The 18,776-nt window shown below is 45.5% G+C and carries 19 protein-coding genes, 1 tRNA gene and 1 pseudogene; 2 read left to right on the forward strand and 19 right to left on the reverse strand.

Annotated elements, in window-relative coordinates; genetic code table 11:
* Nucleotides 1–3: 3 nt before the first annotated feature.
* Genes FW767_RS10095 through FW767_RS10115 form a run of 5 tightly spaced genes read right to left on the reverse strand, consistent with a single transcriptional unit; the run spans nt 4 to nt 5,959 of the window.
* Nucleotides 4–1,293 (reverse strand): ABC transporter permease, encoded by a 1,290-nt coding sequence (locus FW767_RS10095; protein ID WP_121699854.1) that lies wholly within the window; start codon nt 1,291–1,293, stop codon nt 4–6.
* Between the two features lie 40 nt (nt 1,294–1,333).
* Nucleotides 1,334–2,005 carry an ABC transporter ATP-binding protein gene (locus FW767_RS10100; protein WP_394349342.1) on the reverse strand — a complete coding sequence of 224 codons (672 nt, stop codon included), beginning with the start codon at nt 2,003–2,005 and terminating at the stop codon, nt 1,334–1,336.
* Between the two features lie 52 nt (nt 2,006–2,057).
* Nucleotides 2,058–3,389, reverse strand: a complete 1,332-nt coding sequence (locus FW767_RS10105; RefSeq protein ID WP_121699855.1) for an ABC transporter permease — start codon at nt 3,387–3,389, stop codon at nt 2,058–2,060.
* Nucleotides 3,390–3,395: 6 nt separating this feature from the next.
* Nucleotides 3,396–4,715, reverse strand: a complete 1,320-nt coding sequence (locus FW767_RS10110; protein ID WP_121699856.1) for an ABC transporter permease — start codon at nt 4,713–4,715, stop codon at nt 3,396–3,398.
* Nucleotides 4,712–5,959 (reverse strand): efflux RND transporter periplasmic adaptor subunit, encoded by a 1,248-nt coding sequence (locus FW767_RS10115; RefSeq protein WP_121699857.1) that lies wholly within the window; start codon nt 5,957–5,959, stop codon nt 4,712–4,714. Before FW767_RS10115 ends, FW767_RS10110 begins: the two co-directional genes overlap by 4 nt.
* A 148-nt stretch (nt 5,960–6,107) precedes the next feature.
* Here FW767_RS10115 and FW767_RS10120 point away from each other — a divergent pair, with 148 nt between their 5' ends.
* Both FW767_RS10120 and FW767_RS10125 read left to right on the forward strand, forming a co-directional pair.
* Entirely contained in the window at nt 6,108–6,653 is a 546-nt protein-coding gene (locus FW767_RS10120) for a hypothetical protein (protein WP_121699858.1), read from the forward strand.
* Nucleotides 6,654–6,672: 19 nt separating this feature from the next.
* Nucleotides 6,673–6,757, forward strand: a tRNA-Ser gene (locus FW767_RS10125).
* Between the two features lie 272 nt (nt 6,758–7,029).
* Here FW767_RS10125 and FW767_RS10130 read toward each other — a convergent pair.
* The 14 genes and pseudogenes from FW767_RS10130 to FW767_RS10200 all read right to left on the reverse strand — a co-directional run bounded on the left by FW767_RS10130 (nt 7,030) and on the right by FW767_RS10200 (nt 18,326).
* Nucleotides 7,030–7,482, reverse strand: coding sequence for a DUF6194 family protein (locus tag FW767_RS10130; protein WP_235898101.1), 453 nt, complete (start codon nt 7,480–7,482; stop codon nt 7,030–7,032).
* A 7-nt stretch (nt 7,483–7,489) separates the two neighbouring features.
* Nucleotides 7,490–8,089: a uracil-DNA glycosylase family protein gene (locus FW767_RS10135; protein WP_150980558.1), complete on the reverse strand. Its 600-nt coding sequence runs from the start codon at nt 8,087–8,089 to the stop codon at nt 7,490–7,492.
* A gap of 4 nt (nt 8,090–8,093) precedes the next feature.
* Nucleotides 8,094–8,294, reverse strand: a complete 201-nt coding sequence (gene dmpI / locus FW767_RS10140; protein ID WP_138298338.1) for a 4-oxalocrotonate tautomerase DmpI — start codon at nt 8,292–8,294, stop codon at nt 8,094–8,096.
* A 6-nt stretch (nt 8,295–8,300) separates the two neighbouring features.
* On the reverse strand, nt 8,301–8,870 hold the full coding sequence (locus FW767_RS10145) for a flavodoxin family protein (protein ID WP_150980561.1): 570 nt from the start codon (nt 8,868–8,870) through the stop codon (nt 8,301–8,303).
* Nucleotides 8,867–9,382 (reverse strand): GNAT family N-acetyltransferase, encoded by a 516-nt coding sequence (locus tag FW767_RS10150; protein WP_150980564.1) that lies wholly within the window; start codon nt 9,380–9,382, stop codon nt 8,867–8,869. Before FW767_RS10150 ends, FW767_RS10145 begins: the two co-directional genes overlap by 4 nt.
* A complete protein-coding gene (locus FW767_RS10155) occupies nt 9,382–9,669 on the reverse strand; it encodes a YciI family protein (protein ID WP_035457600.1) in 288 nt (95 codons plus the stop codon). Before FW767_RS10155 ends, FW767_RS10150 begins: the two co-directional genes overlap by 1 nt.
* Nucleotides 9,670–9,693: 24 nt before the next feature.
* Nucleotides 9,694–9,966 (reverse strand): annotated as a pseudogene (locus FW767_RS13335) (zinc ribbon domain-containing protein); the annotation flags it as partial.
* A gap of 282 nt (nt 9,967–10,248) precedes the next feature.
* Nucleotides 10,249–11,652 carry a mobilization protein gene (locus tag FW767_RS10170; RefSeq protein WP_150980566.1) on the reverse strand — a complete coding sequence of 468 codons (1,404 nt, stop codon included), beginning with the start codon at nt 11,650–11,652 and terminating at the stop codon, nt 10,249–10,251.
* Between the two features lie 206 nt (nt 11,653–11,858).
* Nucleotides 11,859–12,815, reverse strand: coding sequence for a toprim domain-containing protein (locus FW767_RS10175; RefSeq protein ID WP_150980568.1), 957 nt, complete (start codon nt 12,813–12,815; stop codon nt 11,859–11,861).
* A 212-nt stretch (nt 12,816–13,027) separates the two neighbouring features.
* Complete coding sequence (locus FW767_RS10180) at nt 13,028–14,104, reverse strand: AAA family ATPase (RefSeq protein ID WP_150980584.1); 1,077 nt, start codon at nt 14,102–14,104, stop codon at nt 13,028–13,030.
* Nucleotides 14,105–14,118: 14 nt separating this feature from the next.
* Nucleotides 14,119–14,427, reverse strand: coding sequence for a DUF3853 family protein (locus FW767_RS10185; protein WP_080650746.1), 309 nt, complete (start codon nt 14,425–14,427; stop codon nt 14,119–14,121).
* 223 nt (nt 14,428–14,650) lie between these two features.
* Entirely contained in the window at nt 14,651–15,676 is a 1,026-nt protein-coding gene (locus FW767_RS10190; RefSeq protein ID WP_149940669.1) for a hypothetical protein, read from the reverse strand.
* An 11-nt stretch (nt 15,677–15,687) separates the two neighbouring features.
* Nucleotides 15,688–16,977 carry a PDDEXK nuclease domain-containing protein gene (locus tag FW767_RS10195; protein ID WP_150980571.1) on the reverse strand — a complete coding sequence of 430 codons (1,290 nt, stop codon included), beginning with the start codon at nt 16,975–16,977 and terminating at the stop codon, nt 15,688–15,690.
* A gap of 65 nt (nt 16,978–17,042) precedes the next feature.
* The gene (locus tag FW767_RS10200; protein WP_150980574.1) at nt 17,043–18,326 is read right to left on the reverse strand and encodes a site-specific integrase; all 1,284 of its coding nucleotides are present in this window, start codon (nt 18,324–18,326) and stop codon (nt 17,043–17,045) included.
* Nucleotides 18,327–18,776 lie beyond the last annotated feature (450 nt).

An 18,776-nucleotide genomic window follows, 5' to 3' on the forward strand; every position in this document is an offset into this window, starting at 1 on the left:
CGCTCAATGTTTATTGCCGTTGAGGGCGGTTACTATTTTGGTACGCGACGCACGCCACGAGGGTATGCCGCTGCTCAGCAGGTTAAGGATGAAGCAGAACAGCAATGCCCATAAAAATGTAGATCCTTGAATCAACATCGACACATCGACCGAAGGAGGATTAAGCGTCGCGCTGAACGGCTGAGTGAAGAGCATGGAGCCGCACAGGTACGCAAAAACCACACTCATGAGCCAGCCCAAAGCTCCGGCAAAGAGTGTTATAATCAGACTTTCGCTTATGATCTGAAGAGCGATTTCGCTACGCAGACAGCCGAAAGCGCGACGGACACCGATTTCCGACACACGCTGCCGCATACGGCTGTCGGTCATACTGCTAAGATTGATGGCCGGCACAATAAGGAGTATCAGATACACTACAAAGCGCTTACGACGTGAAATCGTCACATCGGGCTCGCTGCTGGCATCAAAACATATCGAAGCCGTCTCCTGATCATATGGGCGACCGAATGGCACGAATTTCCATCCGGTAGGCACTATCTCTTCATTATACTTGGCATAATTATGCTCGACCTCCTTCTTTATGGCATCAAAATCATCGCGCGACTTGGCGAGTAATGTAGCCCGCATAGAGCCCATAAGACCGCTGTTCCACGTCTCGACAGGCGATGAGGTATAAGGTATCCACACCTGTGCGTAAGCTGCGGAGGCGAGTGTCGACACATCCTCGACCACTCCGGCCACGGAGTAGGCTGTATAATCAAGCTTGAACTCACGTCCCACAACATCTTCGGTGCCAAATACCGCACGCGCCACGCTACGGGTTATCACCGCCTGCTTCAGTCCCGCGTCAAAAGCGGCTTTGTCATATGGTTTGCCGTGAATGAAGCGGAAGTCAAATACCTTCCAGAAGTCATCATCGGTTTTGGACAGATCGACCTCAACAGGTGTCCCTCCGGGAATCACCGCCGATGAAGTTTCAAGAAATGCCTGATGTATAGTCACAGCCTCGGGAGTGTCAAGCGATTTATAGAGCGCTTTGGCCGATTTTTCAGAAATGGGGCCGTTGGACGACCACCCGTCACTCTCGTTTAAAGCCTTGATCGATCCGTACTGCGCATGCAACAACCTGTCGCGGTTGCTCTCCGGCGAAAATGGCGCCACCATGACCTGCTGCATCATAACCACTACCATAATGAGAAATATGGCGAGTGCCGTACCGGTCACGGCTACAATGCTAAGTACAGGTTGCTGCCTGACAGAAGCCAGTGTCTGTTTAAAAATATTGGTATTCATTATCTGACAATGGATTGGTTATATTTTCAACACGACTTCATCACTGTATCTGACGTCCGTCGAAGAAACGCATTATACGATCGGTCATCTTGGCCTGCTCCTCGTTGTGAGTCACCATGACTATGGTGCGGTTGTCTTCTTTGTTGAGATTGTGAAGCAGCTCCATCACCTCGGCACCCATCTTTGAGTCGAGGTTACCGGTCGGTTCATCGGCAAGTATTATCTCCGGATTGCCTACTATGGCGCGGGCTATGGCCACACGCTGGCACTGACCACCCGAGAGCTGCGACGGCATGTGGCGCATACGGTGGCTCAGTCCCACACGCTCGAGCACCTCCTTGGCAAGACGGGTGCGCTCACTTCCGCGCATCTTGCGGTAGAGCAGAGGAAGTTCCACATTGTCTACAACGTTGAGCGAGTTGATCAGATGGAAACTCTGGAATACAAAACCGAGATTGGCATTACGGAACTCGGCAAGCTGCTTGTCCTTCATTTTTCCGATGACAGTGCCGGCCATCTCGATAGTGCCGCTTGTAGGCTCGTCGAACAACCCGATGACATTGAGCAATGTCGATTTACCACAGCCCGAAGGGCCCATGATGCTTACAAACTCGCCTTGATCGACGGTAAGATTCACATTTTCCAGTGCAAGAGTCTCAATTTCGTCAGTACGGTATATCTTATTTATACCGCTAAGTTTAATCATTGTCATAATGTTTGTTTATTTTATTTTGAACTATATTTCACAAAAATTTATCACAGTGTCATTCGTCACGTAACGCGTCGACCGGGCTCACCCGGCTTATGCGCCTTGCCGGCAGGTATACACCGGCACTAACCACCGCTATCAGTATCACATATATGATAAGCGACACGATGGTGAAATGCAGCATGAAGCTATCGGTCCAGTCGGGCATGTAAGCGGCAAGAGTGGCTCCATTAAAACCTCCTATAATCTCAAGGCCCTCCTTAAGGGCATACTGCATATATGCAAGACATCCGACGAGCCATGCCAGAGTGGCAAGTACCCATACCTCTCCGAGCATCTCGCGCATTATATATCCGGGAGTGGCCCCGAATGAACGCATCACGCCGGCATCCTCGCTTCGCTTGCGTGTCTGGAGATAGAATGTGCCTATAACGCCCAGACACAGGTTGACAAGGAAAAATACGGCGAGAGCGGTCTTAAGACGCAATTCGTTAGTCTCGCCCTGCGACAGGCCGAGGTCCTCTTTTATCGACTCATAAGACTTTATGTCATACGCCTTGACATTGCCTGATTTCAATTCCGTATTAATGAGCGGACGAAAATCGTTTAGAAACGAGGCCATATTTACATTGGGTTTAATGCGTACTACCAGTTCAATATTGCCGGCATCATTAGATACAAGTCCGGCAAGAGTCGATGACGTGTAGGTAATCATGCTACGGCCCATGGAACTTCGTATCACGGCGTCATTGACAACTCCGACAATCCTGCGGTCATTGTCGGCAGCAGATGCCTCATCGAAATCATGAGTGTTTTCCAGCATATAGTGTCCTAAAGCTTTACCATCAGGAAACAGAGCCCTCGCAAGTGACTCGCTTATCACAATCTCGCCGGGACCGGGAGTCATGCCGTCAAGTTGAGCCGCCGAAGGACCTCCGGCCACTCCTTCAAGACCAAATGTCTCGAAAAACGGCGTGCCGCCGACATAATCGATCCTCGACACACTTAGGCTTACCGAGTCATTTGGATTTACGACTTCCCAAGAACTTCCCTGACTTTCAAAAGTCGCCCATCTAAGCACAGGCACCACCTTATCGACGCATGGATGTCCGGCTATAGAACCGATTATGCGTGTAATAGCCTCCGTCCTTGCCTCGGGAGTGGCGGCTGCGGCGTCATACCGCGACGACATAGGCGATATTTCAAACAGGCTTATACGTGCAAGCCTTTCGGCGTCATAGCCGGGAGAGCAATGGGCCACATAAGTCTTCACAATGACGGGGTCGAGAATAATCCACGCAAGCACAGTGACTATGACAAGCTCTGCAAGAAGCCAGCCGTTACGCTTGCGGCGGCTCCACAGATTTTTTATTATTAGTCGAAACATAACAGTCTATCTTTTTTCATTAAGCGATGATACTATAGGGCGTCTGAGCGACCACCATACAGGCAACAGGGCCGAGGCAAGGTTCAGGACTACACACAGAAGCAATGTGGCAATAAATACGGCAGGAGCAAAAAGCATCTCGCCCGATACTTGGGTTGTCACCGTATCGACGTGTAAATTCGAATACTTCGTCATGATGCCGTAGATCCAACTGCGGTTGGCAAACATCATGACCCAAGCAACCACAAGGCCGAGCAGTCCACCGGCGAGAGTCATATAAAGGTTCTCGGCAAGGACCTGCGAAAGCAGACGGCGGCGTGTGGCGCCAAACGATTTACGGATACCCATCTCCGCGAGGCGCGCCTCCATGCGTCCGGCTATCATGCCGCTGAGATTCATAGCCGGCACAAGCAACAGCACCAGAAGTATCACGGCATATTTCTTAGCCACTGTCATCCAAGAAAACTCCTCATTATTAGAATCCATGAATGCCGTCTGATAATGCGTCACGAGCGGATTGGGCATTGACACGACACCGGTTGTATCGGCGGCATTTACACGACGCACGATCTCGTTTAGCTCAGCACGCAAAGCGGCTTCCTGCTCATTGTCTTTTACAAAATAGCTCACACCCACACTTCCTACCCAAGGCACACCACACGGACTTACACGGTCATAACCGGGTACAGTTGTATAAGGACAATAAACCTGTGCAAACGACGCCGGGGTAAGTACACTACCCTCCTTGACAACCCCGGTCACACGTGACCTTACGTCATTATAATCAACATACTTGCCCACGGCATCCTCCGGATTGCCGAAAAGCCTCTCTGCCATACGATGACTTATGACACATACCGGAAGCGCACTGTTAAGGTCGGCCTCATCAAACGGTTTGCCCGCTATAAAGCGGAACCCATAAAGCTCAAAAAATGCAGGGTCGACACCTTTTGCCTCCACTTCAAACTGCTTGGCCCCGTCTACTGTGCCGATAAACGAGCAGCTGCTTGCATTGGGGGTGACATGAGCCGATACAATCTCCGCATTCTCAACCTGCGACAGGTAATCGCGGAAAAAAGGATAGCCTACAAGCGACATACAGGACATGTTTTTTGCCTCATCTTTATATGACACACTGTTGACATACAATGTGCCGCCACGATTGTATTCGGGATAGACAGGAGCAAGTTTCACATAATATATCATGGCGAATATCATGGTGAAAGCTATGGCAAGAGCCACACCGCCCACATAGAGCGCGGCAAAGGCCGGTTGCTTCCGGGCATCGGCCCAAGTCTGAGTCAGCGATTGTCGGAAGTCTTTCATTTCAGTTTGAGTTTATTGCTGTTCTTGTACTGGCTCATGTCACTTATCACCACCTGTTCGCCGGGACTGATGCCGCGTACCACCTCGACATTCTCGAAGTTGCTGTCGCCAAGACGCACTTTACGCTTAACAAGCTCGTTCTCGCCGTCGAGGACAAACAGTTCATACTCTCCCGGGCCGGTGTAGAAGGAGCCGTTGGCTATACGCGTCACGTCCTCCACCACATCGCACATGACATATACGTCGGTCTTGAGTCCCGAGCGCAGACGACGGTGATTGTCCTCGTCGAGCTGTACGTTAAACGATATGACTCCGTTGCGCGACAGAGGAGTGACGTTCGTCACAGTGCCGCTTAGTTTCTCCTTGCCTATCTTGACAACAGCCTTGCCGCCTACGCTCACGCGGTCGCCGTACGAGTCGGCTATCTCCCCTTCGACTTTGAAGTGGCTGAGATCCGATATCACAGCTATACGCTCGCCTTCGCTTACCTTCTGGCCTATCTGATTGTTTATATATGTAAGTGTGGCGGCGCGAGGAGCCTTGATACGGGCGTCATCAAGAGTACGCTTCATCTCTCCGAGATTTTTTCCGAATATGTTTAGCTCCAGATCTTTTACTTTAAGGTCGGCATCAGTGACCTTGCGCTCGTTTTCGAGTTGCTGTTTCATCTGCTCCAGCTCCAGCTTGCCGGTATTGTAGGCGAGTTCTACCTGCTTCACACGGTCGCCGGTGCCCGAGCCGAGACTGTCAAGATAGCGTTCGTTGCGAAGCTCGACCTCCATACGGTTTACCGCCATAGCCTTGACCTTGATCTGCATGTCGAGGTCGCTCAAGCGTGTATCGTTATTTATACGCTGCTGCTCAAGCTCATACCGTTTCATCTCTATCTGGTCCATCAACTTGTTGAGCTCCGTCTCGGTACTCTGCAGATCAAGACGCAGCAGCGGAGTACCTGCCCCTACACTATCGCCGGCCTTACAGTAAATCTCCACTATGCGGGTGTTGATCGGTGAGTTTATAATCTCTTCAAATGCCGGAACAACCTTACCCGTGGCGCTGACGGTAGTCTCAATGCTGCCCTGATCGGCGGTGACTATGATGACATCCTTGCGCGTAAGGCTCGTACGCATCAAAGATGTAAGCACAACTACAACGGCAATCACAGCCGCAGCTATGGCTCCGTAAGTGATGAATGTCTTACGACGTGCCCGTGCACGCACTTCTTTAGGAATTTCTCTATCCATTGTAAAAAACTTTGTATTATATGACAATAATAGTACATTAACCGTGCCAAAAACGCATCTCTTTGATAACCAGCATAGTCTCATTTCAAGAACTGTCCGATATCGGACAATTGTGTCCGTTTGCAAGATTTTGTGTAACTTTGGTGCCATGACAACCGCCCGATTCAAAGTTTCACCCTCATGCCTTATCGCAAGTATAACTAAACGATGGCTCGCCGACAACTGGTGGATGCTTGCCATAGCGCCCGCAATAAGCCTCATGCTTGCCGCGATGGGCGACATACGCTTTATGTTTGTGGCTCTGATCATGATATTCACAGTCATTCCTCCAGCCGTATTTATAATATACTTTTACTACGGTGTGACGCCGGCCGCCCGCTACTCAATACTCTTACACTACATCACGGCTGACAACTCCGGACTGCATATAACATACATTGCCGAATATGAAAACACGAACGTGCCTGAGCCCGAACTGATCGGCTGGACCGATATAACCGATGCAAGTGCTGATGACAAAAATATGTACTTGTATCTCCGCAATCCCAGATACTCACTTATCATAGTACCTGTAGACAAACTATCGCCCGTCGAGACGGCGTCCGGTGTAGAACTTTCGGCAATAACCGGAGACTGGCTCAAATTTTCGCGAAAAAACATAAAATTACTTGCACAAACCAAAAAAAGTATCTAACTTTGCACCCGTCATCCATGGAGAGGTGGCAGAGTGGTCGATTGCGGCGGTCTTGAAAACCGTTGAGGGTCACACCTCCGGGGGTTCGAATCCCTCTCTCTCCGCAATAAATGCTGAAAATCAGCAAATTGCAAAATGAACACCCAATTTTACACCCAAGAATGTAAAATTGGGTGTTTTTGTATTATTTAAGAAAACTGCCGAGCGACTATGCATTGATCAGTGATTCTTTCCATTTTCAATCACCTTATGAAGCCTAAAACAATATCATACACACAGCCATGTCGCTGCGCTCTGCTGCAAAACGAGCAATCGCCAAGGGTAAATTACTGCAACTGTGATACACAATCAATAAATATGTTTCTTATCACAACGGCTATTTCCTTTTGCTGAATTTCTCTTTTGCATATTCATAAGATTCGAGGATATATGGCTTCAATGATTCAAAAGTCGTTTCGGATGGGCTCAAAGCGCAAATCCAACCCATCCACGCATAGACCGGATGCGGCATAATGACATTCTTTGCACTAAAGTTATATGGCATATCCACAATACTGCCTTTGCATGGACGTTTGGGCAATTCTCCGAACAAAGTGCGGAATGTCTGTTTTCGGACACCTATATTCACTCGCCACGCTCCCTCACGGTCTAGTCGGGAAGCTCGGTCATTGTCACCATCCTTTTCTTTGATTGTCAAGACATATACGCCACGTTTCAGTACGCTACTGGGATTATAGAAAATACCACGCTCGCCCCAGCTACGAACTTCGACAACTCCTTCAAGGTTGTCAAGGCAATATTTCAGAATGTTGTCAGGTGTAATAGCCATATTGTAATCATGATTCTTTAATTAACCGGTGCATCGTTGCAATATCCTCCGATGCCATTTCAAATTTTGATTTCTCAATCAGGATATTTTGCCCCGTCATTATATAGGATGGAAGGATACGAATACCGTTGTATAAAATCTCGGTATTGCGCAATTTATAGGTAGATATGCTTGGGACAGCATTCTTCCCGGTCGCCTTCTTGCTTATCATATTAAAGGCTTTCTTTGCCACATCCCCCATAAGCATAATGACCCTGACATTGGGAAACAATGCAAGTTCTCTTTCCAGATAAGGCAGATTTTCCTCTATGTTCTCTTTTGAAACGGCATATTCGGTTTTGGGCATCTTAACAGCGTTGGTGATGTAAATCCCTTTGTTCAGGATATCCGGTGCGGAATTCACCTCTATCCCGGCTTTTCGGAACAATGGAATTGTCGTTGACATATATGCGGCATCCGGCTTTCCATAGAAATCATCTTCCGGGCATGAGGGGACAACCTCATTTATCATGATTGCCCGTATGATTTCCGGATTAACCTCTACATTGTTGAAGTGCATATCTGTTTCCCTTTCGGATAATCGCCGTAGTTGTTCCTCGATATTCATAATACTATCCTTTATAGCTACGTTTTATTTCATCAATCGACTTGCCGCCGATACCAAAGTTCTCATCCGGCAATTCCTTAATGGTTACGGTGAAGAATTGCGCCGGGATATGGGTTATTTCGGCAGCTGTTGCTGTCAGCCGCTCAATAAGTTCTTTCTTCTGTTCGGAGGTCAAAGCCCCGCTTTCAACTGAAATGTACGGCATAATATATTATAATTTTAATTTAGACAGAATTAGAGCCATGTTCTGACCAAGATTGCGCATATTGGCAATTCCCTCGTCATCTTTAAGGACATCGCCAATTTCTCGCCCATAAACCATGTTCCAATATGTCGAGCCTATGACAATCATCTCTTTATTGAGAAAGAAATGATTCATAGTGTCAACGGCTGTCATCCCCCCGGCACGACGAACGGCGGCAACTGCCACGCCCAATTTATGTTTCAATATTCCCGGATTGACAGCAGCGACAACGCCACCTCTGTCCAACAATGCTTTCATTCGAGAGGAAACATCTGCTGAATAAACCGGCGAACCGAGAATTATCCCGTCAGCTCTAACCATTTTGCTAAATACATCGGAAAAACCGTCTTTGCGGAATACACAATTACCTTTACCTTTACAGGCAAAACAAGCACGGCATGGCTCTATATCGACATCGGCCAATTGGATAAACTCGGTTTCAATACCTCTCTTATTCAGTTCCTCAAATATCGTGCGGATTATGATAGCTGTATTACCATCTTTCCGTGAGCTGCCGTTAATTCCAATTACTTTCATAGTCCTTTGTATTGTTCCATTTCAATGCAATTCCAAGTTTCGCCCAAGCAAGAATAGCTTTCTGTTGTTGGAACAATCACGCGCCTGAATCCGACAGACTTATAGCAATGGATGGCTGACGGATTATTTTCAAAGACACCGAGTGATACTTTCGTAGCACCAAGCGTCTCAAAAGCATATTTGACTGCCATTGAAACAAGAGTTTTACCAAAACCTTGACCACGTTTTGAATCATCGACAATGACGAATCCCAAGCGTTGTTCCGATGAATCATCTGCCGGAGTGCGCAGGGTGATATATCCCACAATGTTATTGCCATTCAACATTGTCAGGGCGCGTTGACTTTGTCCGTCAATATACCGCTCGTGATAGATATTCATATCTTCTGGTGTGACCGGGTAACACTCATATCTGTCAGCGCACCATTGGCGCATAAGATATTCGTTTTTTAGCCAAGTAGTAATTACATTGGCATCTGTGGGCTGATATGGTCTAAGACTAAGGCGCATCATTATAGAATTGTTTTCAACTCTTCATTGCAAAACATTGTCGGGGTAAATTCCACAATCTGATAGTTGGCAATGTCGTTGATGTGGAACGGATCTTCGGAAATAATAGCATCAACCGCTTCGCGGTTGTTGGCTTTTATCATTATCACGCCACCAATGCGAGGGATCTGTGGCCCAGATGTTATGAAATCTCCGATGGCATAATGTTTGGCGAGATATTCACGGTGCGCACTCAGATAGTTATCAACCTCGCTCAACGGCTTTTTGTATGTGAGAATTGCAATAAACATAACGAGTCTATTTTTCCAGCGTTTAAGGTGAGGGAAGAATTGACGCATCATGTCTTTAGCCTGTTCCTGTGTCAAGTTCTGTCCTGACTGTTTGTTTATCTCATCAGTGAATTGGGCGCAGTGGTCAATCATCTGCTCCATAGTCATATCCTGCGCAAACTTGCCATCTTTGTAGCAGTAGATGCAATAATCTTCATTGAGTGTGCCATCGGTATTCGTACCGAGGATTTCGTTTGTTAGCGGCATTCCGCAGCTTTGACAGAATTTTTGTTCCATATCGTTTTCCTTTTCGCCCATCAGTCCAACAGGGTAGGTTATTAAATACAAAAGCGTGGACTACCTATGTCAATCTAACTTGACGGCCCTGAGAAAGCCTATGATGCAGATACAACGATAGCAGCCCACGCTATATGCGTGAGAACCACTATGCTATCTCTTGCATCAAATTTGAAAGGCTCTCAGGTTTTCAAGTTACAAGATGAGCATAACGCTTCTTTTTCTTATGTCTTGGAAAGAGTTGCCCCTATCCGAATGCAAAATTAGTTATTTTATTGATGTTTTGCATTATATAGAGCGGAATTATAGCTTGAATCCTCTACTTTTTCTTGGCTCTTCCGCTGATTGTCGTAAACCTTGCCGGAGTTTCTCCCATTGCTCTTTGAACCATTCGCCTATCGGTTGCCTGTTTATTGTAAGCACCAATTTATTATTATCAACCGAACTTTTCTCAATCTTGAAAATATCGTTCTTTATGTCAAACTTTCGTCTATGCTCTTCGGAATAGATTTTCCCATTGCATCTGATTGCTTCTTTTTTTGTCAAAAGATTGTTTACCATATCTTTGGTAAATCCGATGGCATAGCAGAATTTTTCCATTCTAAACATCTCTTTGAGTAAAGGGAACCAGTTGAACGCTTTTTCAAGAATGGTGTTCAATCGTGATATTTCCTTGTCTTTGATTTCAAGCTCTTGATTATGTATTCCTTGTAGGTTACGAATCTGCTTGCCGTGCTGTTCCTGCATTTGTTGCATCTTGGCTTTTAATTCATCAATACCCTTGTCACGCTTGGCAATTTCATGACGTAAATTCTCATTGGTTTGTTCCAAATCTTTCAATTTTCCGCTTCCGAAAAGAGAACCGACACCGCTTGCTATGGCTGTGGCTGCATCGGTAGCTGCGCTTTTGAGTTTGTCGGTGCGTATTTCCGATTTTACCTGTTTGAGTTCTTGCTCAGCAAGAGTTACCTGCTGCTTCTTGTGCCTTTGTGTTTCCTCTATACGTTGCAGTTCGGCTTTCTGTTTCTTTATGATGAAATCGTTACGTTCCAGATGTTCCTTGCCTGTTTCGGTTTTAGATTGTCCTCGTTCCATCAGGAGAATGTCAGAAGCCAAACTTTGCATTTCGGTCATATCCTCGTCATTGAGTTTACAGCTTTTTCCTGTATCGTGGTTCATCCAATCGAAAACGATATGAGCGTGATAATTCGGCTTGAACCACTTTCCATCAATTTGGAAACTCTCTCTGTCTTCAGCTTCGGGTTGTCCGCTCAGCCAATGTCCTTCATCTTTGTGCAGGAAGATTTGCAGCGGAGTAATACCCCAGCGTTGTTTGCACTCCTCGCCAAATTTATGCACATCTGCCAATGTGGTGTCCGCTCTGATGAGCAACACCCCCTCACGGATAGGTGAACACCCTGCCACCTTGATGATTTTTCCGTTCTTGCCTTTGCGTTCACGTTCTTTCTCCTGCATGGCACGTCCGGTCTTTTCCTTGACCATCCGTTTGATGTTGTCGTAATGTGTCCGCAATTCGGTAGTGCCGAAGTTAGGATTTACCCACTGCTCGTTATCGGTGGAAAGTTTGGAAACGACATAGATTCTGGACTCTCCGATGTTGCGTATGTACTCGGCAGTCCTTCGGTTGTGTGCCTCGCTCGATGCGATGTTGCAAGGCTTGATATGTATGCTTGATTTTGTTGCCATAGTTTTTTTGTTTACATTAGATTACTTTGTTCGCTTCCGCAGTGGGGTTCTTAGGGGTGCAACCCATAAGCGGTGATTGCAAAGAGAGGGTCACTCTTTGCTCGGGGTTCTCAGGGGTGAACGCCCTGAGTGGGTTATTAGGGCAAAGCCCTAATCCCCTCGGGAGAGCCCACAACTACGAAAGCGGAGCGTGTAGTTATAGTGGGCTATAACCGAAAGCCGTTCTTCTTTTTCGGTGGCTGGGTGTGCGTCTCTCTTACGGACTGGACTTGCCTGTTTCTTTCAGCCTGTTTCTGTAAGTATTCGTTCAAGTCCTTGCATCCGCTGTAGGTTTGCGAAGCGTCACGGATGTATAAATCCCTGCCGTATTCCATACGAATTTGCCGGAGTGCTTCCATCCCTGCACGGTCATTGTCAAAGAAACAATGGATGCGCTCGTAGCTACCCAAAGGATAGAGAGCCTTGCTCACATTCGATACAGAGTTCAATACCATATAATCTTGTCTGTCCAGTTCGGGAAATTTTGGGCAATTTTCCAATCTCAAAGTAAGAAATGAAAGATAGTCCATAAATCCCTCGAACACATAACACGTTTCCCTCGCTTTTCCCGCCTGTCTGATGTGGGAGATTTCCTTAGGGGCAATACAGCCCTTGAAATAACGGTTGCGAATCTCATAGCCGCCCGATATGTTTGGAAAGGCAATGGCGAAATACCGTTTGCTGTTGTTGGTGAAATGAGCTTCGCGGCATTCTCTTTTCGCCAGTTCCGTGTTTATTCCCCTTTCCTGCAAATATGAGAGTAGGGCAGGCGAAGAAAGCGGTACAATCTCCAGTTGTTGAAAACGTGGCTCGGAAGATGACTGCTTGCCAAAAGAGAAAGAAACAGGACGGATATGTGGTGTCTGTTCCGCTATGCGTTCCAATATATAAGGTAGATGGTCGGTAGCATATAAGTGTGAAGCCAGTTCGATGATGCCGCCGCCTTTGCCGAGTGCAAAATCATACCATTGGTTGCGCTCGGTATTTACCTTGAACGAGGATTCAGTTTCTTCCCTTAACGGTGATTTATACCATAGGTTGATACCCTGTTGTTTGACGGGAGAATATCCCAAACTGTGAAGATAATCTGCTATCCTGATTTGCTTGGCTGTCTGTATATCCATAAGATAATTGTTTGAGTAGTTGGTGAATTAATTTATTTTTCTTTTCGCCCGTACCATTTTAAGAAGTACGGTCTGTATAACCACTTCACTAAATTGTCGTATATATAGAGTACGGTAATAAAGTGAAGCGGTTTATCCATTCCTTGCATCACTTCGCTTTATCCTTAATATATAGACACACAGAATAAAGTGAAGCGATTACAAGCAACAGGCTAATAGTGGAAGTCGGGCATGAATGTGTATTTTCTGCCGTTCTCCTGCACTATCATCCGTTTGTTGCGAAGCATGGTGATGAGCGGTACCGCCTTTTGATGGTTCAGCTTTACACCTATTGACGTATAGCTTTTGATTAAAGCATCTTCCAGTTCCTTGTAACCGTATTCCTCTTTCAGCCCGAAAACGGCTTCCAATGCGATACGGTGCTGCTGTTCGGTGATATGTCTGTAAGGGTCGAACTTTTCCTCTTCCGGTCTTCCCGGTTTTTTCGCTTCGGGTTTGTAGCCCTCTATGAGTTCAGGCAGGGCATTGTCATTGATGCGGAATGAAAAAGGCTCGAAATCCATTGCCCGGATGTGCATGGCTGAAACATTGCTTATATCTCCGTTGCTTTTGTCCTTTTCCACCAGCAATACGGTTTCCGCCTTATTGTTCAACTCCGTGCCGATATGCCCTCTCGCATTCTCATCCCCTTTGTTCTGGTGCAGTATCGTATGGATATGTATCTGCCTGTCGTCCGTCCACTGCATCAGTTTGGATATGATGCGTGTGGATTCGCCGGGGCTGTTGATATCATATACCATGTCACGGATACCATCTATGATTACAAGCCCAATGTCGGGCGTATTATAGATAGCCTGTTCGACAATCTTTATACGCTGCTCAGGTGTGTATTTTCTCAAAGCGAGAAATTCAAGGTTCTCATTGTCCCTGTCATCAGGCAAGCCTGCCATCCGTAAAATACGTTTCATGACTTTCAGGCAATGATAAGGACTTTGCTCCGTATCAACATAAAGCACTTTCCGCTTCCCGCCGGAGAGCTCCGCTACATACCGCAACACTGTGCCATTCTTCAATGCAGCGGCTACGATAGCCGAAACATTGAATGTCTTTTTACTTTTGGCTTTGCCGATGGATGCACTGAAATTGCCCAATGTCCCAATGACAGAACCATGTACTTTGAGGATTTCAGGTGCTTTCTCATAACTTTTCGACAGACTCAAACGTGAGGCTTGCCAAAGGATTACGGCTTCTTCTGCCGATATGTCCTTAAACTCTTTCATATAGTCCATAGCCATTCCTCCCGTTATTTCCGTCCTCCGGTTTTCTTTCCTGCCAGTTCAAGGGCAAGCTCCACATCCACGATAATCTTGCGTCCTATCTGGGTGATGGCTTTGTCAATCTTTCCGCTTTTCTTGATGCGGTTGGCGGTGGGCAGGCTGCACCCGAACAGTTTGGCTATGCCCAGTATTCCGTACACATACTTTCTTTCTGTGTCCGTAACGGGTCGTGGTTGCACTTCCGTTTGACCGGAAGCGTGCTTGCTCAGGAATATGAACTCTTCGCCTGTCATCTGCCAGACGGGTTTTAATAATAACTCTTGAAGATTTGTCATAGTTCAATCTATTTAGCCGTTAAACAATCAGCCCTGCGCACTGGCTGTTATCTCTGTTCTCGAACGATGCAAAATTAGATAGGGGAGTGAGTGGAAAGGATGTGGTTGGTATAAATGGAATATTTTATTATTTCTCTGAATATCAGATAATAAAAATACCACTCAAAAATTAATTTGAGTGGTAAAAGTGGTAATTTCGTAAAATATCAGGGTGTATCACGGATTATCGGAATATTGCGTCCATTTCTTTGGCGAACTTCTGGTTACTGTCACTTGGAAAATCCGACACCGGTTCCTTGTACTTTGACTTGTAGTAGTTCTCGTCAATATCCAACTGTTTCAGGATTATATTCTTCCATTTATCCCTGTCTTGTTTGGGCAGTCTTTCACTCATCAGGAATATCAGGTAACACACCCGTATTTTTTCTCGTGCCTTGATTTTTAATTCCTTTTTACAGGAGTAGAGGTTCATGTTGGCATAAAAGTCCTGCGTTGCAATATCTTCAAACTGTTCCCCCACACAGACTTTATGAATAAGCGAAAGTAATTCTGCATCGAAATATTCGGGTTGCTCCTTTAGCGCATCCTGCTGTTTCTCTTGCTTGCTCGTTTCATCCGGCTTGTCTTTTGCTACGGGAATATATTTTGCCAATATTTCCATAAAATGAAAACTCAGTTTATAAATATCTCCGCAACAGTTCTCTATATATTGGAAAGCTTCTTTTCTTGCCTGCCTTTCCAATTCATAAAGCCTGTCCAGTTCTTCTTTTTCCTTCTCATATTCAGCCTTGCAGCGTTCATACTCCTTTTCGGCTTGTTTTTCTTCTGCTGCCGTATGTACCCTGTAGCCAATGGAATCATACCTGTTGTATGCTTCATTCAAAGGCTTGCTTAATTTTTGTGTAACCTCCAGTTGCGCCTTTATATCAATATCATGTCTGCCTGCGAAGTTGTAGCATACACGAGAAATTACCTCGTTATCAAACAATGGATGTTTTTCGTAAATCAGTATGTTTTTCTCTATCTCGGTTCTCAGGCTGTTGAGAACCAGAGTATATTGTTCCTTCGGTTTGTCAAGCACCAGTTCAAGGATGGCGGCTTCAAAAGCTTTTGTGTCATTGTATTGCTTGTAGAAGTCCGTGATGAATTTCTGCCTGTCAAAAGAGAAAGTATGGCTGATTAAAAAGTCGTTGTATATCCGATTGAGTTCGCCATATTGGGGAATCATGATCTGTATTTCTCCTGCCATATACGCTTGGTTTACGGGTTCTTATCTTTATCAAGGAAGGAAGTCAGTTCTTCCTCCACTTCTTCTATACTTGGCAGAGCCGATTTTAAGTTTTCAGGTATAGCCTTGCTCAACTGGTAATCGCTGATGCCTATCGGCTGGTCGTAGCCTGTCAATGCGTATTGCGCTACAACTTCGTCTTTCCCCTTGCACAGCAACAATCCGATAGTCTTGTTGTCATTCTCTCCCCTCAGTTTGTCGTCCACCACATTGATGTAGAAGTTCAGTTGTCCTGCATACTCCGGTTTGAATGGGGTTGCTTTCAATTCCACTACGATGTATGCGTGCAGGGGGATTGAATACAGAATCAGGTCGGCAAAGAAATCGCTGTTGCCAATTTGAAAGTGTTTTTGTCGGGCAACGAAAGCAAAGCCATTTCCCATTTCCAACAAGTAACGGGTGACGTGCTTAACCAGTTGTTCTTCTATGTCCCTTTCGTCTGCCTTTTCCTTCGTTCCAGCCAAGTCAAAGATGTATGGGTCTTTCAGAAGGTAATTGGCAAGGTCGCTTTGCGGTGCAGGAAGCGTGGCTGTGAAATTATTAACCTTGTTGTTGCTGATTTGTCTGCTATACAGATTGGTTTCAATTTGTATTTTAAGAACATTGCTGCTCCAGCCCATTTCTACGGACTGTTTCATGTACCAATAGCTTACACCCAATGGAAGCGAACTGTTAAGCATAATCACATGGCTCGCCCAATTGGTTTTTGCAACAGGTGATGCCATAAATATGTTTTCTATATCCTTAATTTCCATACGGTAAATGTCGGATACGGTTTTGGCAACATTATGAATTTGTGCAAGAGGTTCTTGCGTGATTGTAATTTCCTTGTTACCAGTAGATTGAATTTGCGCAAGAGGCTCTTGCGTAAATTGCACATTGTTTAAGTAGCGTACTTCGTCTGCAATTTTCTCCACGCTTGGAGCTATCAGCTTTGCGTCCGTTTCAATGAAATTCTGTAATGTCCTTAAAGAATATGCCTTTGCAAACTGACACATATAGGTAAGGTTGCGTTCCGAATAGCCTTTCTTTTCAGGAAAATTCAGCCGGATAGCCTTTGCCAGCTGTTTGATGGTTTTGCTTCCCCATCCGTGCAATTGCTGATGATAGAGAATATAGTTGCCCATTTTCCAGTAATGGAACAACATTTGCGCATTGGCTGCGGTAATCAGCCGGACTTGCGCCTGCTGTATTTCCGAACCGATCGCATTTATAAATGCGTCAAAGTTCGTCTTTTCTATGTTATGTCCGTTGTTAATCATCTTATGATATTTTCAGAATACAAATATACTTCAATGGTGGTAATCTATGAAACTAATTGATACTTTTATAGTTGATTAAACTTGTTCATGGCGTTTGCTCTAATGTCATCCGCTATGTCAATATAGGGCTTCATGGCTTTGTAATCACTGTGTCCAGTCCATTTCATAACCACCGGTGCCGGAATTCCGAGTGCCAACGCATTACAGATGAAAGTCTTTCTTCCGGCATGGGTGCTTAACAATGCGTATTTGGGTGTGACTTCATCTATGCGCTCATTTCCCTTATAGTAGGTTTCCCGTACAGGTTCGTTGATTTCCGCCAGCTCACCCAGTTCTTTCAGATAATCGTTCATCTTCTGATTGCTGATGACGGGCAATGCCATATGGTTCTCAAAATGAACATCCTTGTATTTTTCAAGAATGGCTTTGCTGTGGTCGTTCAGTTCGATTATCAGGCTGTCCGCAGTCTTGACTGTGGTGACTTCAATGTGGTCGGGCTTAATATCACTTCTTTTAAGGTTACGAACATCCGAATATCGTAAACTCGTGAAGCAGCAGAACAGAAAGACATCCCTGACACGTTCCAAATACTGCTTGTCATGCGGTATCTGATAATCTTTCAGCTTGTTCAGTTCATCCCATGTCAGGAATATCACCTTTTTAGGGGTTGTTTTCAATTTGGGTTTGAATGCGTCGTATGCAATGTTCTGATGATGCCCTTTTTTGAAGCTCCAACGCAGGAACCATTTGAGAAATCCCATCTGTTTGCCGATGGTGCTGTTTCTCATGTCCTTTTTGTCACGCAAGAAATTGACATACTCATTTAGCCCGAATTCGTTGAAGTATTCAAAGGTTACATCCTCCTTGAACTCTTTGATGTGATTTCTCACCGCTGCAAATTTCTCGTATGTGGATGCCGTCCAATTATTCTGGTTGCCACACTCTTTTACAAACTCATCGAACACTTCCCAAAAACTTATCTGCGCTTCTTCCGGCTGTTCTTCACTGCTGTCTTTCATCCGCAGATTGAATGCATCCTTTAGCTGTTGGGTGGTGGGCATGGTTTCCTGTACCTCAAACTCCTTGAACACGTTTTGCATTTCGGCATAGTATTTCAGCAAGTCCGCATTGATTTCGGATGCGCTTTGTTTCAGCTTGTTGGTGCAACCGTTCTTTACCCGTTGTTTGTCGGCATCCCATTTGGCTACGTCAATCCGGTAGCCTGTTGTAAACTCGATGCGTTGGCTTGCGTATATGACACGCATACGGATAGGCACGTTCTCTACGATTGGCACACCGTTCTTCTTCCGGCTCTCCAATGCAAAAATGATGTTACGTTTGATATTCATAATTAGGTGCGTTTGAAATTCTACACCCAAATATACACCCAAAAATTGAAATAGCAAAAGGTATTTAGAAAGATTTAGATTTACTCTGCATTGTAGATAATGTATGATTATCAGTGATTTGCAATTTTATGATATTTTCTGAAAGCGTAGGTTCGGGAGCCTCTCTCTCCGCTGAACTTACTGGACAGAAATGGTCAGTAAGCGGACAAAAAGCTACAAATCAATGATTTGTGGCTTTTTTTATTGCCCGAAAGTCCAGCTTCCAAGACTTCTGGAAAAGCCACTCTACTTTGACCCTTTTGGCCAAACAGAATTTACCCACCTTGGCCATAATATGATTGACCCTTTTGGCCCAAATAACATTAACCGCTTAACACAAGAGTTATTAGAGATTTTTTGTGTAGATTTAAGAACCCGAGTCCTGGTGTAAGGGGTAATAATAAAATCTAT

Origin of the sequence: Heminiphilus faecis, assembly GCF_008728965.1 — a bacterium.
GTDB classification, from domain to species: domain Bacteria; phylum Bacteroidota; class Bacteroidia; order Bacteroidales; family Muribaculaceae; genus Muribaculum; species Muribaculum faecis.

Coding starts and splice junctions, on each gene's coding strand:
- FW767_RS10200 (WP_150980574.1), bottom strand. CDS start 18,326: ATGAATATCAAACGTAACATCATTTTTGCATTGGAGAGCCGGAAGAAG.
- FW767_RS10120 (WP_121699858.1), top strand. CDS start 6,108: ATGACAACCGCCCGATTCAAAGTTTCACCCTCATGCCTTATCGCAAGT.
- FW767_RS10095 (WP_121699854.1), bottom strand. CDS start 1,293: ATGAATACCAATATTTTTAAACAGACACTGGCTTCTGTCAGGCAGCAA.
- FW767_RS10100 (WP_394349342.1), bottom strand. CDS start 2,005: ATGACAATGATTAAACTTAGCGGTATAAATAAGATATACCGTACTGAC.
- FW767_RS10105 (WP_121699855.1), bottom strand. CDS start 3,389: ATGTTTCGACTAATAATAAAAAATCTGTGGAGCCGCCGCAAGCGTAAC.
- FW767_RS10190 (WP_149940669.1), bottom strand. CDS start 15,676: ATGGCAGGAGAAATACAGATCATGATTCCCCAATATGGCGAACTCAAT.
- FW767_RS10115 (WP_121699857.1), bottom strand. CDS start 5,959: ATGGATAGAGAAATTCCTAAAGAAGTGCGTGCACGGGCACGTCGTAAG.
- FW767_RS10170 (WP_150980566.1), bottom strand. CDS start 11,652: ATGGCAACAAAATCAAGCATACATATCAAGCCTTGCAACATCGCATCG.
- FW767_RS10185 (WP_080650746.1), bottom strand. CDS start 14,427: ATGACAAATCTTCAAGAGTTATTATTAAAACCCGTCTGGCAGATGACA.
- FW767_RS10130 (WP_235898101.1), bottom strand. CDS start 7,482: ATGGCTATTACACCTGACAACATTCTGAAATATTGCCTTGACAACCTT.
- FW767_RS10110 (WP_121699856.1), bottom strand. CDS start 4,715: ATGAAAGACTTCCGACAATCGCTGACTCAGACTTGGGCCGATGCCCGG.
- FW767_RS10175 (WP_150980568.1), bottom strand. CDS start 12,815: ATGGATATACAGACAGCCAAGCAAATCAGGATAGCAGATTATCTTCAC.
- FW767_RS10180 (WP_150980584.1), bottom strand. CDS start 14,104: ATGGACTATATGAAAGAGTTTAAGGACATATCGGCAGAAGAAGCCGTA.
- FW767_RS10145 (WP_150980561.1), bottom strand. CDS start 8,870: ATGAAAGTAATTGGAATTAACGGCAGCTCACGGAAAGATGGTAATACA.
- FW767_RS10155 (WP_035457600.1), bottom strand. CDS start 9,669: ATGTTTATTGCAATTCTCACATACAAAAAGCCGTTGAGCGAGGTTGAT.
- FW767_RS10150 (WP_150980564.1), bottom strand. CDS start 9,382: ATGATGCGCCTTAGTCTTAGACCATATCAGCCCACAGATGCCAATGTA.
- dmpI (WP_138298338.1), bottom strand. CDS start 8,294: ATGCCGTACATTTCAGTTGAAAGCGGGGCTTTGACCTCCGAACAGAAG.
- FW767_RS10195 (WP_150980571.1), bottom strand. CDS start 16,977: ATGATTAACAACGGACATAACATAGAAAAGACGAACTTTGACGCATTT.
- FW767_RS10135 (WP_150980558.1), bottom strand. CDS start 8,089: ATGAATATCGAGGAACAACTACGGCGATTATCCGAAAGGGAAACAGAT.